Source organism: Acidobacteriota bacterium (assembly GCA_016716435.1).
Lineage (GTDB): Bacteria > Acidobacteriota > Blastocatellia > Pyrinomonadales > Pyrinomonadaceae > OLB17.
The window spans coordinates 43,637-57,408 of sequence record JADJWI010000003.1; the positions used below are offsets into that span (position 1 = coordinate 43,637).

Annotated in this window: 13 protein-coding genes and 1 pseudogene; 4 read left to right on the plus strand and 10 right to left on the minus strand. The window is 55.5% G+C overall.

All coding sequences use genetic code 11. From position 1 onward, the window contains the following. Positions 1-11 precede the first annotated feature (11 nt). Complete coding sequence (locus IPM21_03340; protein ID MBK9162934.1) at positions 12-2,000, minus strand: DUF1800 domain-containing protein; 1,989 nt, start codon at positions 1,998-2,000, stop codon at positions 12-14. A gap of 173 nt (positions 2,001-2,173) precedes the next feature. On the opposite strand from IPM21_03340, the gene IPM21_03345 reads away from it, so the two are divergent. Next, positions 2,174-2,701: a hypothetical protein gene (locus IPM21_03345; GenBank protein ID MBK9162935.1), complete on the plus strand. Its 528-nt coding sequence runs from the start codon at positions 2,174-2,176 to the stop codon at positions 2,699-2,701. Positions 2,702-2,704: 3 nt separating this feature from the next. Here IPM21_03345 and larA read toward each other — a convergent pair whose 3' ends face one another. The 5 genes from larA to IPM21_03370 all read right to left on the minus strand — a co-directional run bounded on the left by larA (position 2,705) and on the right by IPM21_03370 (position 7,817). Beyond that, positions 2,705-3,967 carry a nickel-dependent lactate racemase gene (larA, locus tag IPM21_03350; GenBank protein ID MBK9162936.1) on the minus strand — a complete coding sequence of 421 codons (1,263 nt, stop codon included), beginning with the start codon at positions 3,965-3,967 and terminating at the stop codon, positions 2,705-2,707. Between the two features lie 14 nt (positions 3,968-3,981). Then, positions 3,982-4,935, minus strand: coding sequence for a cation transporter (locus tag IPM21_03355; GenBank protein ID MBK9162937.1), 954 nt, complete (start codon positions 4,933-4,935; stop codon positions 3,982-3,984). Positions 4,936-4,943: 8 nt separating this feature from the next. Further along, positions 4,944-6,173, minus strand: a complete 1,230-nt coding sequence (locus IPM21_03360) for a FecR domain-containing protein (GenBank protein MBK9162938.1) — start codon at positions 6,171-6,173, stop codon at positions 4,944-4,946. A gap of 11 nt (positions 6,174-6,184) precedes the next feature. Beyond that, positions 6,185-7,219, minus strand: coding sequence for a TerC family protein (locus IPM21_03365; protein MBK9162939.1), 1,035 nt, complete (start codon positions 7,217-7,219; stop codon positions 6,185-6,187). Positions 7,220-7,325: 106 nt separating this feature from the next. Beyond that, on the minus strand, positions 7,326-7,817 hold the full coding sequence (locus IPM21_03370; GenBank protein MBK9162940.1) for a GAF domain-containing protein: 492 nt from the start codon (positions 7,815-7,817) through the stop codon (positions 7,326-7,328). 62 nt (positions 7,818-7,879) lie between these two features. On the opposite strand from IPM21_03370, the gene crcB reads away from it, so the two are divergent. Together crcB and IPM21_03380 are read left to right on the plus strand one after the other, a co-directional pair. Next, the gene (gene crcB / locus IPM21_03375) at positions 7,880-8,263 is read left to right on the plus strand and encodes a fluoride efflux transporter CrcB (protein ID MBK9162941.1); all 384 of its coding nucleotides are present in this window, start codon (positions 7,880-7,882) and stop codon (positions 8,261-8,263) included. A 53-nt stretch (positions 8,264-8,316) separates the two neighbouring features. Beyond that, positions 8,317-8,685, plus strand: a complete 369-nt coding sequence (locus IPM21_03380) for a PepSY domain-containing protein (protein MBK9162942.1) — start codon at positions 8,317-8,319, stop codon at positions 8,683-8,685. A 1-nt stretch (position 8,686) separates the two neighbouring features. Here IPM21_03380 and IPM21_03385 read toward each other — a convergent pair whose 3' ends face one another. The 4 genes and pseudogenes from IPM21_03385 to IPM21_03400 all read right to left on the minus strand — a co-directional run bounded on the left by IPM21_03385 (position 8,687) and on the right by IPM21_03400 (position 11,234). After that, positions 8,687-9,826, minus strand: coding sequence for a 5-(carboxyamino)imidazole ribonucleotide synthase (locus tag IPM21_03385; GenBank protein ID MBK9162943.1), 1,140 nt, complete (start codon positions 9,824-9,826; stop codon positions 8,687-8,689). An 8-nt stretch (positions 9,827-9,834) separates the two neighbouring features. After that, positions 9,835-10,292 (minus strand): annotated as a pseudogene (gene purE / locus IPM21_03390) (5-(carboxyamino)imidazole ribonucleotide mutase). 22 nt (positions 10,293-10,314) lie between these two features. Beyond that, positions 10,315-10,527, minus strand: coding sequence for a hypothetical protein (locus IPM21_03395; GenBank protein MBK9162944.1), 213 nt, complete (start codon positions 10,525-10,527; stop codon positions 10,315-10,317). Positions 10,528-10,589: 62 nt separating this feature from the next. Next, positions 10,590-11,234 (minus strand): TlpA family protein disulfide reductase, encoded by a 645-nt coding sequence (locus IPM21_03400; protein ID MBK9162945.1) that lies wholly within the window; start codon positions 11,232-11,234, stop codon positions 10,590-10,592. A gap of 379 nt (positions 11,235-11,613) precedes the next feature. Between IPM21_03400 and IPM21_03405 the strand changes: the two genes are divergently transcribed. Beyond that, positions 11,614-13,770 (plus strand): protein kinase, encoded by a 2,157-nt coding sequence (locus IPM21_03405; protein ID MBK9162946.1) that lies wholly within the window; start codon positions 11,614-11,616, stop codon positions 13,768-13,770. The last annotated feature ends 2 nt before the right edge of the window (positions 13,771-13,772 follow it).

The following is a 13,772-nucleotide window of genomic DNA, read 5'->3' on the forward strand; positions in this document are numbered from 1 at the left end:
TACGGACAACATTATTGCCGCTGAAATTCAGGTGTCCCGAGAACGAGGCTTACTGCTTTGAAGACCTCAGGCTCGCCCGAGGGCTGCATCAACCTCACTCGTCGGTTCATTCCGCCGCCGGGCATTCCCGCCGGCCGCATATTTATATCGCCTAGATCGAGATCGTCCGCTTCGTTGCCTGCCGCTACTTCGGGAAGCGGCTGTGCGGCCTGCTTCTCGAGCGATGCCCGGGTCGCCGGCGAGACCTCGTCGTACAAGATCTTCCCGATAGCGTTCTCAAGTATTTCGCCTCGGCTCGCGGCGTAGTAGCCCCGCAGGTCCACTCGAGTGCCGGGAATACGGTTGCTTGAAACCGCGACGGCAAAGTTCAGCCGCTCAAGAAGTGCCCCCGTGTTGACCCAATCTTCGGCGGTGTCCGGATAGCCGGTCGGAGCCTGATACCCATACGGCACCTCGCCGAGCTTATTGAGCATTCCGATCAGTGCCGGGTTCGCATTCGTTTCGGCACCGAGTGCCCGCAGCGTGCTGACGGCGAGTTCGAAAGGAGTTTTGATCTTTGCCCGATAGTTTTCAGGGGCGAAGAATTCTTTGTCCGTAAAAAGTGCCCGGAGCGTCGCCTTGATGTCTCCGTTCGATTTGGTGAAGGCGGCGGCAACCCGCCCGACCATCGCCTCGCTCGGGTCATCCCGGACAAACTTAACCGCAAGCTTTCTTGCGATGAACTTCGCGGTCGAAGGATGCTTCACGAGGATGTCGAGCACTTTGAGCCCGTCCTTCATTCCACCCTCGTCGATCTTTTGACCGAGCACGGTTTTGGTGCCCTTCTCGTGCGAGCGTTCGTTGAAATAGAATTCGCCGCTTTCGATGTCGTCCGGAACTCCGGCCATCCGTTGCAGCCGTTCGATCTGCCGGTTCTCTTCTCCGCGGATCATATTTGCGGCGGCACGCCGATAGCCACGCGGGTCAGCAATGGTCCAACCGGTGAACGCCTTTGCGACCTCGACGATGTCCTGCTGAGTGTAGCCGCCGCCAACGCCAAGCGTGTGCAACTCGAGAAGCTCGCGGGCGTAATTCTCATTCAGCCCACGCCGCATCTGATTTCCGGCATTGCGGGCCTGAGCTATTCGGCGATCGAGCTCGGCATCCGTGATTCCCTGTCGCTCCTTGATCTGTTCGCGAAGCCGCAGCGGGACGTTGCCGCTGCGGATCGCTCGCTGAAGCGGGCCATTTCCGCCAGCACGCTGCTGAGAATTTGGTGAGACCGATTCGAAATTATCGAGGAAGAAAAGCATCGCCGGATGCTGTGCCGTCCCTGCTAGAAGATCACGGAAATTGCCAAGAGCATGCTTGCGGAGAACGTCACGCTCGTAGCTCGGGATGTACCATCGGACGGCCGCCTTTCCGGCAAAGACGTTGAAGTGGTTCTGCCAAAAATCGACCATCACTTCCTCAAGTTGCCGTTCGGAATAGGCGGCACGGACGACGCGATTGCCGACTATCTGCGGGAGAAGCTGGCCGGCGGGCCTGAGGCCGTATTCGGCATAGATCTCACGAAGCTGGCGCTGGCGTTCGCGGCGATCGGCCTCGGTCGGTTCTTCGTTCATCGCGGCGGTCCCATTGGCAGCCTGCTGACGCCGATTGCGGCCCTCGAGCTGTTGAAGAAGCGCTCCGGGGTTCGGATATTTGCCGAAGATCTCCGCGGTGGACATCCCAAAAATATCGAACCGTCCGACACGAGCATCCAATTTCGAGTCATCGATCGCCGCCGCATTTAGCTGCTGTTCGATGAATTTTGAAATGCCGATCGCTTTTACACGTTCCACATCGCCGGGACGGGGGCCATAAGTCAGCCGATTGAGGACATGAAGGATCTTTTGCTCCTCCGTCAGAGCCTTTGCCTTTGCCGGCCCTGCCGAAAACGCCCAACCGGGCAAAATGAGGACGGCGAGCAGGGCAGAAACCATAGCTCGTTGAAAGATCTCTGTTAAATTAAACCGCATAATTCTCCCCTAAGTAATAAGAGGTGGTGTTGCAAGGTTAGATGCGTTTGCGGCCCAAAAGGCCGAGTCAAGGTTGGAGCGTGCGGTAAAATGCCGTCAAACGATGCAACAACTTTCGTATCGCCGACATCTAACTTTTCGTTTTATAGGACCTTTTCGGTTAAAATCTCATTATGCTTAAGCGTATTTCCAAAGAAATCGGTGTGACCGCGTTGTTCGCCTCTCTTGTTTTTACTTTCGCAGTCACTGCCCGTGCTCAAAACGATTCGGTCTTTTCCGACCCGAACGTCGAATATAGCTTTGACGTTCCCGACCCGCGTTGGAAGATGACGGCCAAGCCCTCGGTGACGAACCCGAACGTTGAATTCGTGTTTATCGACCGGCTCGAGGGCCATCTTGAGGTGCGAAAGCTCAACGTTGCCCAGAATGTGCTGGTATCGGACGTTATAAGGGAAGAAGAGCAGAAGCTTCAGTTTCTTCCCGGCTATGTCGCCGGCCGCGAGGAGAACTTCGGCGGAAAGCTTAATGGAGCTATTTTCAACTACGAGTACGTCCGCGCAGGGCGGCCGATGGCAGGACGGTTCTATTTTCTGAGGTCCGGCGGCAATGTTTACGTGCTTAGGTTCACCGGTTTTCGCGACAAGCTCCGATCGATCCGGACACAAACCGATATTATCGCAAGGACTTTCGGCGTCAAGTAGTTATTACTCTTGATCTCTCGGGCGAACGTAAATACGCGACCCGTCCCGGATCAAACAGCCATTCTTGAGCTCGGCAACCTCCTGCACGAGCTTTTCGGGTCGCAGTTTTTTTATCCCCATTCGAGCAAGATCGTCACCAGCGAGTCCTGTGACCATCCGTACATCCAACCTTTCGGCAATTGTACGGAGGCTCCAAGCGGTTTGCCCGTTGACCTGATAGCTCTCGGCCAGGCGATCTGCCAGCTCTTTGCTATCAGGCGAATCGAACCACTTTAAGAGATCGGACCGTCCCAGGCCGTCGCCACACTCGGCAATGAGATAGATGCGGCCGCCGGGTTTGCAAGCCCGCGAAGCCGCCTCTAGAGCTTTGTGGGCCTGAATTAGGTTTATGTCGTAAGGAGCGCCGCCGCAGCTTACGATCACCGTCTCGTACTGCTCGTCGATCTTGCGAGTGTGGGCCGCGGCAAAACTCTCGCAGGCAGCGGCATGAGAATCGAACAGGTCGCCGCAGACGAGATAGGTCACCTCACCTTGCGAATTGACCATCGTGTGAACGGCGAGATCGACGCTCACTTTCGAGGCAGCCTCAACGAACGCCTCGTGCACGGGGTTGCCTTTCATGCTTCCTGGGGCGACGCCTTCGGCCCGCGTCCGACGCTCGAAATCGAACGCAAGGCGATGCGTCGCGTTGATCGTTCGATTTGACGCGAGGCCGGGGCAGATCAGCTTTCGCCCGCCGGTAAAGCCCGCGAAATAATGAAAGCCGACGCTTCCGATCGTAATGACGCGGTCGAAGTCCTTTAGCGCGCGGTTCAATTCCACCGGCGTACCGTCGCTCAGTTCGCCAACGTTGACGATCTGCATTAGGTCTCGCGGCGAGTGGTCAAGCGTCTTTACCCGCTGGGCAATGAAAGGCGTAAGAATCTCCGCCTTTTCCTGTTCTGTGACCGCCCGATGAATGCCCGTTGCGAAGATCGCGGCGATATCAAATGGCATTGTCCCATTGGCGATCAGCCGCCTAACAAGTAGATTGATGATCTGCCCCGCACCGGCGGCTCGGGTCGCATCGGGGACGACGAAGAGTACGGACTCGCACGGCGCGACTATTTCCTCGATCCGTTTTGTATTGATAGGAACCTCAAGAAGCTCGCCGATCTGATGGTCGGATAAAGGCTTCGCTTCCCCGGCTGCGGTGATCACGTCGAATCTGTCGGGGATCTCAAGGCTGATGGTCTCGCGGCCATATTGGAGGTCGATCGTCGGCATGGTTCTTCTCGTTCTCAGCGGTCGGCCGAAGCGGCCGATTCGAAGCAATTTCCGCCCATCGCGCAAACGAAGACCTTGTCGGTCGAATGGTCCGCGGTCTCGAGCTGGATGGTAAGGTGCGAGATGCCGAAGCGTTCCTGGAGCAGATCGCGAATCTCGAGCAAGAGCTCTGTCTCAGGGATCGAACGGTCATGAGCGACATGGGCCGAAAGGGCCTCGATCCCGGATGAAATGGTCCAGACGTGTAGGTCATGAACATTGAGCACCGCCGCGGGCTCTGCGATAGCGGTTTCTACCTCAGTCAGGTCGATGTGTTTCGGAGTGCTTTCGAGCAGAACATCCACCGAATCGCGCAAGAGCCGCGACGCGTTGAAGATGATTATGCCGCTGATGATGACGCTGGTCAGGGCGTCAGCCCAAAGGAACCCGAAGGCTAGGATCAGAACGCCGGCGGAGACAGCTGCCACGGAACCAAGCATATCGCCCATGACGTGGAGCCACGCACCACGGAGGTTCAGATTGTGCTCGTGTTCTGCATGAAGCAGATACGCCGCAATGATGTTAATGATCAAGCCGCCCGCAGCGATGACGGTCATCTCCAAACCGGCGACCTCGGCCGGGGAACGAAACCGCCCGATCGCTTCCCAGACAATGTAGAACGCAAGCACGATGAGGACGACGCCGTTGACCAGAGCAGCGATCACCTCAAGGCGATAGTAGCCGTATGTTTTTTGCGGGGTTGCAGGACGCGAAGCGATGCTGAAAGCGGCGAGCGAAAGAGCGAGAGCTCCGACGTCGGTCAGCATATGGCCGGCATCGGCGAGCAGTGCGAGCGAATTGGCCCACCAGCCGCCGACCGCCTCTGCAACCATGTAAACGGCAGTGATAACAAGTGCTATCCGAAGCCGTGAAAGAGCCTTCGGGCTGATGCGGTTGCTGCTGTGCGAATGGTCGTGCGTTCCGGACATTTGTACAGCTAGTACCTCCGGAGCACGCGTGAATTTCTGAGCGAAATCACGAACCCGGCGCGGTTGCCGCGGTCGTCGTTGAACTCGACATTGACCTCGCTCGAACCGGATGAGATCTGTAGGCGGAATGTGCCGTCACTGCCGGCGTAAACCTCACGGCCCTGTGAACGGACGAGCAACCCGGGTAACGCTTTGCCAGAGATTATGTAAACGCTTCCGCCAACGCGCTCGACGTTCCATTCCTGAACATCGATGGAGGCACTTGATTGGCCGCGGACAACGCTGAATCGGCTCGGCTCCGACCATTCGCTCATCTGGCCGGAACGGGCAGTGGACCTTACACGCCAATAGTATGTTCCCGGAGCGACGCCGGCCAAACGGAAATCGCGAACACCAAGTCCCGACCTATCGACCATTATCGAATCAGGAGCAAAGTAAGGCGAGCGGGCGAGCTGAATGTAATATGCACCCGAGCCCGAATCATCCTGCCAGACGAACGTGGCGGAGGCTCCGCCGCCGGGATCGACGATTTGGGCGCCGTTAGCAGGGCTGGTCAGCCGCGGCGGCAGTATCAACTTTTCACGGTCGGATATCTTGCCCTTTTCGACACGGGCAAACTGATTTTCGGCGATCGTGGTCTGATTTCCGCTAACGGTCGTATCTACACTACCGCGGCTGATCCTGATCTCACCTCCGCCCGATGCACGGTCCGCATTGAAGCTTGCGTCGGTCTGAGATTTCAAGCGGGTCTCAGAATCCATCATCTCGACCACGTTCTGGGCATCGGCCGGCTGTTCCTCGGTTCGGACATTAAGTTGGCCATCATCGAGAGACACTCGGACATTCCTTCCACCGAATAGCGAACTGCTATCGCGAATCACGACCGTACTATTGGGGCGGACCGTGTACGTTGATCCGTCGATCATCCGCACGACTGCTCGGCCATCGGCCTGTGTTTGAATGGTGTCGCCGGGAGCGGCATAGGTTTGCCGGGTCACGACGATCGTCTCACGCGTCGCCGCCCGTATCACCCTTACGTCACCTTCAAACGAGAAAATTATCGCCGAATCCCGGGGGCTTTCTGAGATCTCGGTCTGAACCAGCCAATCACTCTTCATCGCCCACCAGGAAACGCCTAGAAGGCCAAACGCAAAGACAGCAAAGATAACGATTCCTCGGACAGAACTACTCTGTATCCGCCACCAATCGATATATATCTTGCTGTACTTCTTATCCATGGCCACAGGAGTCAATCGTCAGAGTCTGTTTCCGTTTCCTTTCCTTCTGGTTTGGACGGGAATATAAGCGACGCAGCGATCGAGACGACGATCGCGGAAACCACGACGCCGAGCGATATATTTATCATCTCGTCCTTAAACTCCCCGTCGACCATTCGCTGTGCGAACGCTCCAATTATCGTCGTGTTGTTGGTCAAAGCCAGTGTGATCGAGGCCATAAGCGGCAGCATCATCTTGACACCTATAAATGTAAGGATAAAGGCAAGGCCGATCTTGAGAAAATGGAACCTGTCGGCGACATCGGCGAGCAGAAAATAGAATGTCCGAAGCCCCAGGATCGCAAATATGTTTGAAGTATAAACGATGTAACGGTCGGTCGTGATACCGAATATTGCAGGAATAGAATCGACCGCAAAGATCAGGTCAGTGAACTCGACCACTATCAGGACCAGGAGCAAGAGCGTTCCGACACGTGCTCCGTCCTTTAAGATAAAGAACTTGTCGGCGTGATATTCCTTGGTAATGCGAATATATCGCGTTGCAAAGCGGACGATGCCGCTTTCGGTCGGATCAAAGTCCTCGTCGTCGCCCTTGAACATTTTCAGGCCCGTGTAGATAAGAAAAGCTCCGAAGACGTAAATGATCCAGTGGAACCGCTCGACGAGTTCGGCCCCAACGAAGATCATTATCATGCGCATTACAAGCGCACCCATGATGCCCCAAAAGAGCACGCGATGTTGGTATTCCTTCGGGACGCGAAAATAGCTGAAGATGAGCAGGAAAACAAAGAGATTATCGATCGAGAGCGAAAGCTCGATGAGATAACCGGTGAAAAACGTTTGGGCGTGGCGAATACCAAACTGCGACCACAGGAAGACATTGAACCCAAGGGCGAGCGACACCCAGACGGCCGCCCAGGCAAACGTTTCCTTCCGGCTCGGGACGTGAGACGTTCGGTTAACTATCCCGATATCGACAAAGAGAGCCGTTAGAACAATGCCGAAGAAAAGTAGCCAATGCCACGTTTGATAATCGATTGCTTCCATAAAGGTCGCGAGCAAAAACGGCCGAAGCCCTCCGCCCAACGGGAAATGTCGATTCTACCCGAATTTCTTCGTGCGAGCTATGTGTCAATGGCCCGGAAAGCCGTGTTTACGCGAAACGGCAATGACGTTCGATGATCCGGACAATGGCATTGAGGCCGGCCGAGTCGTCCTCAGACAAATCCGCCAGCCGGTCGCTGTCAACATCGAGCACGGCTGCGACACGATCTTCGGAAAAGATCGGTACAACTATCTCAGAGCGGGCGGCCGAGCTACATGCTATGTGGCCGGGAAAAGCCTCGACGTCTGGGACGATGACCGTCTCGCGGGTGGAGTAGGCGTGCCCGCAAACCCCGCTATCAAAAGCGATACGCGTACAGGCGAGCGGCCCTTGAAACGGCCCGAGGACAAGCTCGCTTTCTTTGGCGATATAGAAACCGACCCAGAAAAAGCCGAATGCTTGTTTCAGGACCGCGGCAACATTTGCGAGATTTGCGATCGTGTCCGTTTCGCCGGCGATGAGAGCCTCGATCTGCGGAGCGAGTTCGGCGTAAATCGTCGTCCGGTCGGCGGACTTTGAAAATGCGATACTTTCAGCCATTATCGAGTAGTTTAAGCGGGTGGGCGGCTGAGAACAAAGTCCGCTGACAACGGCGAACACCGATGGAAACGGCAACCAAGATATTATTTATCGGAGCAGGTGGAGCACTCGGTGCTGTCGCTCGGCACCTTATAAACATCTCGCCGATCGCCGGACTTTTCGAAAAGTTTCCATTTCCTACATTTTTCATAAACGTCTCCGGATCGTTTCTAATCGGGCTGCTTTTAATATTGCTCACCGATAAATGGGAGATCAGCGAACACCTGCGGATGGCGGTTATCGTTGGCTTTCTTGGGGCATTTACTACCTTTTCAACTTTCGAGATGGAGATCTATGGCCTCATCAAAGAAAGGCAGCTCCTGCCTGCCTTTCTCTACTTCTTTTTTAGCGTCTTCTTTGGCTTCATCGGCCTCGTCGCCGGCATCACCCTAGCTCGAAAGTTCTGACATGTGTCTTTTTGTAGTTATTAAGGCGACTGTTCTGACGAGGAGACGACAAAATGAAAAAGGTAGCAATATTGTTTCTTTTGGTGATGGCTGCTTCGACGGTTCTTGTCGCTGCGGACCGTGCGTCGATCATAGAAGCCCATCTTGAAACGCCGGAGCAGGACAACCGCGGCCGACGCGGCCGAGGGCGCGGACGGGATGATTCGAACTCAAATTCGAACCGTTCGGGCGGTAGCGTTGCCTCGGCCGAAGCCCGCAACGCCGCACTCAAAGCCGTGCCCGGCGATATCATCAAAGAAGAATTTGAGCGAGAGAATGGCCGTGCGATCTACGAGTTCTACATTCGCAAGACCAACGGCAGCGTTTACGAAGTCTACGTTGACGCTGAGACCTTAAAGGTGGTCAAGATAGAGCTACGCTGAGTTAACTTCGAACGAGTGCGGCCCGTGCTTGAACGGCTCGCGTCAGTGCACTATTTACCGAATCCGCGACCGCGGTCAGGTGGCCCATTTTTCTTCCCGGGCGAGGGTCTGCTTTGCCGTAAAGGTGAAGCGAGACGCCCGGAACGGCCAGTGCGGCCGCCCAATCGGGTTCGCCCGCGGACCAGATATCGCCGAGCAGATTTGCCATTGCCGCGGGCCGGAGAAACTCGGTCGAGCCAAGCGGAAGCCCGCAGACCGCCCGCACCTGCTGTTCAAATTGCGACGAGACACATGGGCCAAACGTCAGGTGCCCCGAGTTGTGGGGCCGCGGAGCGATCTCGTTAACTAGCATTTTACCATTGCTTGTCAAGAAGAATTCGACGCACATCGTACCAACGTAGCCGAAGGTCTCCGCGATGCTTTGCGTGATCTCGACCGCCTCAGAATAGGCCGCTTCTGAGACAGCGGCCGGAGCGAACGAGACATCGAGAATATGGTTGCGGTGCTCGTTTTCTATCACGCCATAATGGGCAAAGCCGCCGTCCTGCCCGCGGGCACAAACGACCGATACCTCTTTCTCAAATTCGATGAAACTTTCAAGGATCGCCTCGCTGCCATTCAACCCGGCAAAGGCCGCATCGACCTCGCCAACCGAGACGAGCTTCCGCTGTCCCTTGCCGTCGTAACCAAAACCGGCGGTCTTGAGCACGGCCGGCGTGCCAAAATCGAGTACGCCGCGGTGAAGATCATCAAGCGTCGTTATGTGGCGAAAAGGAGCGACAGGAAAGCCATTCGATGAAAGCCACGTCTTCTCGCGGAGCCGATTCTGTGTGGTGTGAAGCACCTCGCCCTTTGGATGCACAGCGACAAATTCAGCAGCCGCCTCAACGGTCGCGGCCGGGACATTCTCGAACTCAAAAGTAACAACATCCACCGCCCGGGCGAATTCGCGGACCGCATCGAGATCGCCGTACGACGCGGCCGTTTCAACATCGGAAATGTGCCCGGCGGGCGTATCGGCATCCGGCGAGAATGTGTGCACGCGATAGCCCATCTTTCGGGCCTCAATGGCAAACATCCGGCCAAGTTGGCCGCTGCCAAAAACGCCGATGGTAGAGTTTGGAAGTATCGTAGCTGGCATCAGGAAGGCTAACTCAACTTAGATCGCAGCACGTCCTTGGTCTGCTTTGACCGAAAGGCGTGGAGCTTCTTGCGGAGCTCGGGGCGTGAATTTGCGAGTATCGAGACCGCGAGCAGGGCAGCGTTTTTGCGCCGGCCTGGCCGATTGCGAGTGTGCCCACGGGCACGCCCGCGGGCATCTGAGCGATAGAGAGAAGCGAATCAAGCCCCTTCAATGCTTTGCTTTCAACCGGCACGCCGAGCACCGGCAGCACCGTTTGCGAAGCACACATCCCCGGCAGGTGCGCCGCTCCGCCGGCACCGGCTATGATGACCTCAATTCCGCGATCCTCGGCCGATTTTGCAAACTCGAAAAGCAGGTCCGGCGTACGGTGAGCCGAGACGACCTTCGATTCGTGCGCGACGCCGAATTCTTCAAGGGTCGCGGAAGCGATCTCCATCGTCGGCCAGTCGCTCTTGCTGCCCATTATGATCGAAACGATCGGGGTTTTAGTTTTCGCCGGCATAGATCCTTATGACGATTCCGCCCATGTGGGCTTCGTCTGCCCAGCATTTTACTCCATTTATGTAACAAATGTGGCTATCGCGGGATTCGCTCGTGTCCGCGTACCAAGCGACGAATCCGCCCGAGAAAGATTCATTCCCGAAGCCGAGCTTGCGGCCTGTCTCGTCTACCGCCGTTGCACAACAGTCAAAGCAAATATAGTCCGTGTACCGCACATTCGGCTCGACCTTCGCGGAACAAATCGGGCAAATTTGCTCGTTCATTTCGATAGCTCAAGGTTGATGACCGACTCAAACTTGCCCCAAGCCGCAATGGTCGAACGCCAATAGACGACCTCGCCGGTCTTGCTTATGACAATGTTCTTCGGATAGCCGCTAAATACGAATTGCTTCAGAGCCGCCTCGGCCTCGACCGCCTGCAAATAGTTAAATTTCTCTTTCGATAGAAACTTGCGGACGTCGCCGGCCGTGTCGGCAGTCGCGGCAAGAAAGACGACATTGTCGTTCGCCGCAAACTTTGACCTCAACTCGTTCAGCTTCGGTTTGTGGGCGAGGCAAACCGGGCATCCGATGAACCAAAAGTTGAGGACAACGACCTTGCCGCGGAGTTCGCTCATCGCGATGCGGCCACCGTCGACGGTTTGAAATGTGACGTCCGGCACCTGCATTCCCTCCTGCGGGATCTTTTGCAGGCGAAACTCGACCGTCCCGTCCTCGAGCGTTCGCATTAGCGTTCGGTCCGGATAGTGGAAATTCGCCATCCGGATATCAACGAACTCGTCGTTCGAGATCTCGCCACCGTTGTGATCCAGAAACACCGTCCGAGGGCCTGTGACACCGATTCGCTGTGCACAAAGATCAGGGCCCGCGACTTGAACGATCATCGCTACGAGCATCACTGTCATTAGTTTTACGCGGTGCACCAGCATTTGACTAGAAAATAGGAGAGATGAGCGACGAAAGCAAATTTGGGAAGATATCGGTCGGATTTCATTGTCGACTGTTCGGATGAGCATAAAGTTAAAGCATGCTGCTTTACCGTTAGATCTTTGTCTAATTAGATGCCCCTTTTTCGCCCAGAATCTCGTTTAGCTTTGTAAGTAGAACTAGTTTATAGGCTCAGACCGCAGCGTCTGACCAATTGATGAAAGGCTTGACCCCAGCGAGGGGCGGTATTACCATTAGGCAACTCTTTCAATTAGTAGCGTTGATCCGGGAGATCTATTTGTGATCGGCAACACCATATCGCACTATCGCATCACGTCGCAGCTCGGTGAAGGCGGGATGGGCGTTGTATATGAAGCTGAGGATATCAACCTCGGCCGCCGGGTCGCGCTTAAATTTCTTTCGCCTTCGATGGCTAAGGACGACAATCTCCTTCAGCGTTTTCAGCGCGAAGCTCGTGCTGCTTCTTCGCTTAACCACCCGAATATCTGCACTATTCACGGGATCGAGCAGGATGAAAACCAGCATTTCATCATCATGGAGCTTCTTGATGGCGAATCGCTAGCGGACCGAATTCGCAAAGGGCCGATAGACATCGACTTGGTCCTACAGCTTAGTGTCCAGATCGTCGATGCTCTTGAATCCGCGCATTCGAAAGGTATCGTTCACCGGGACCTGAAACCGGCTAACATTTTCGTCACCTCCCGAGGCGAAGCAAAGATACTCGACTTCGGACTTGCAAAGATAGATCGACAGAAATCAGATGCGGCTTCCAATGTCCCGACTGCCATTGCGGATGAATTGACGTCTGCAGGTTCGACAATGGGAACCGTCGCATATATGTCACCGGAGCAGGCTCGCGGTGAGGTCACGGATACGCGGACCGATCTTTTTTCGGTCGGTACGGTAATATATCAAACCGCGACGGGCGTTCTACCCTTTCAGGGCGACACCTCGGCCATGGTCTTTGATTCGATCCTAAACCGCGACCCTATACCAGTAGCACAGGTCAATCCGTCGCTTCCGGCCGAACTGGACCGAATACTGGGGCAGTCACTGGAAAAGGATCGCGAACTGCGATATCAGAGTGCAACCGATCTGAAGACGGCCCTCAAACGGCTGAAACGCGATCTCGACTCGGGCCGGCATTCCTCCGAAACAAATGCAATTCACAGCACACGCGCGCCGCAAATGGTCCATGATCACTCGATCGCCGTGCTTTATTTCGAAAATCTGAGCGGTATGAACGAAGATGAATATCTTCGAGATGGCATTACGGAAGACATTACGACCGAACTTTCGAAAATAAAAGGCCTCCGGACGTTTTCGCGAGCGATGGTGCTCAAATATCGCGATAAATCTGTCACGGCAGGGCAGGTCGGAAAGGAATTGGGAGCTTCCTACGTACTGACCGGGAGTTTGCGGCGGGCCGGGGCTCGACTTCGCATCAATGCTCAACTCGTTGACGCAGCAACGGACTTTCCGCTTTGGTCCGAACGGTATGACCGCGAAATGGAGGACGTTTTCGAAGTGCAGGACGAGATCGCGTCCAAGATCGCGGCTGCGTTAAGGATCACGCTTACACCACAAGAGCAACAGGCCCTTGCCGCAAAACCAACCGAGAATTTGCAAGCTTATGATCTTTACCTCAGGGGCAGGAATTACGCTCGACGCGTCGGACGTCAAGACCTTCAGATCGCCGTGCAGATGTATGAGAATGCGGTCGCCCTTGACCCCGGTTTCGCCCTCGCCCATGCCGGTCTCGCGAACGTATGTGCCCAATATTACTATCATTTTGAGAGACAACAGCAATGGCTTGACCGCGCGATAGCGGCGACCCGAAAGTCCAGCACCAATGGCAATGATGCACCGGAAGTCAAACTTGCCGAAGCATGGGTCGATTACGCCGAAAAGCGAAATGAGGAGGCGGTAAACAAGATCCGTCAGGCCCTTGAGCGCGATCCGGACCTGGACGGCGGCTACTATTTGTTGGGAAGATCGCTCTTTGACGCCGGGAGATACCACGAGATAGTGGCGGTGATGGAAGATGCACTGGCTCATGCCGGAGAGAACTACAACACCACGATACCGATCCACAACGCGCTCGGAGCCCTAGGAAAGACCGACGCCCTCAATAACTATTTGCATCGTGAGGTCGCCATTTACGAGACACATTTGAAAAAGGTGCCCGAAGATGCTCGGGTCCGAATATTGCTCGCAGGCGATTATGCCAAACAGGGGCGTCTAGAAGATGCAAAACGCGAGGCGGACATGGCCGTCGCCCTTCGTCCCGACGACGCGATGGTGCTATACAACGTCGCTTGTAGCTTTTGTGCGATGAACAAACCGCAGGACGCTATGAACGCTCTCAAAAAGGCTTGGGATGCGGGCTACCGCGATCCCGCATGGACCCGGCAAGACCCCGATCTTGCGATACTGCACGGCGAGCCCGAATTTGAACGACTATATCCACCTGCGGATGCATTAGCGGCTTGATC

Bases quoted from the DNA above. Each gene is read 5' to 3' on its own strand.
- IPM21_03340 (MBK9162934.1), bottom strand. From the start codon at position 2,000: ATGCGGTTTAATTTAACAGAGATCTTTCAACGAGCTATGGTTTCTGCC.
- IPM21_03345 (MBK9162935.1), top strand. From the start codon at position 2,174: ATGCTTAAGCGTATTTCCAAAGAAATCGGTGTGACCGCGTTGTTCGCC.
- larA (MBK9162936.1), bottom strand. From the start codon at position 3,967: ATGCCGACGATCGACCTCCAATATGGCCGCGAGACCATCAGCCTTGAG.
- IPM21_03355 (MBK9162937.1), bottom strand. From the start codon at position 4,935: ATGTCCGGAACGCACGACCATTCGCACAGCAGCAACCGCATCAGCCCG.
- IPM21_03360 (MBK9162938.1), bottom strand. From the start codon at position 6,173: ATGGATAAGAAGTACAGCAAGATATATATCGATTGGTGGCGGATACAG.
- IPM21_03365 (MBK9162939.1), bottom strand. From the start codon at position 7,219: ATGGAAGCAATCGATTATCAAACGTGGCATTGGCTACTTTTCTTCGGC.
- IPM21_03370 (MBK9162940.1), bottom strand. From the start codon at position 7,817: ATGGCTGAAAGTATCGCATTTTCAAAGTCCGCCGACCGGACGACGATT.
- crcB (MBK9162941.1), top strand. From the start codon at position 7,880: ATGGAAACGGCAACCAAGATATTATTTATCGGAGCAGGTGGAGCACTC.
- IPM21_03380 (MBK9162942.1), top strand. From the start codon at position 8,317: ATGAAAAAGGTAGCAATATTGTTTCTTTTGGTGATGGCTGCTTCGACG.
- IPM21_03385 (MBK9162943.1), bottom strand. From the start codon at position 9,826: ATGCCAGCTACGATACTTCCAAACTCTACCATCGGCGTTTTTGGCAGC.
- IPM21_03400 (MBK9162945.1), bottom strand. From the start codon at position 11,234: ATGACAGTGATGCTCGTAGCGATGATCGTTCAAGTCGCGGGCCCTGAT.
- IPM21_03405 (MBK9162946.1), top strand. From the start codon at position 11,614: ATGGGCGTTGTATATGAAGCTGAGGATATCAACCTCGGCCGCCGGGTC.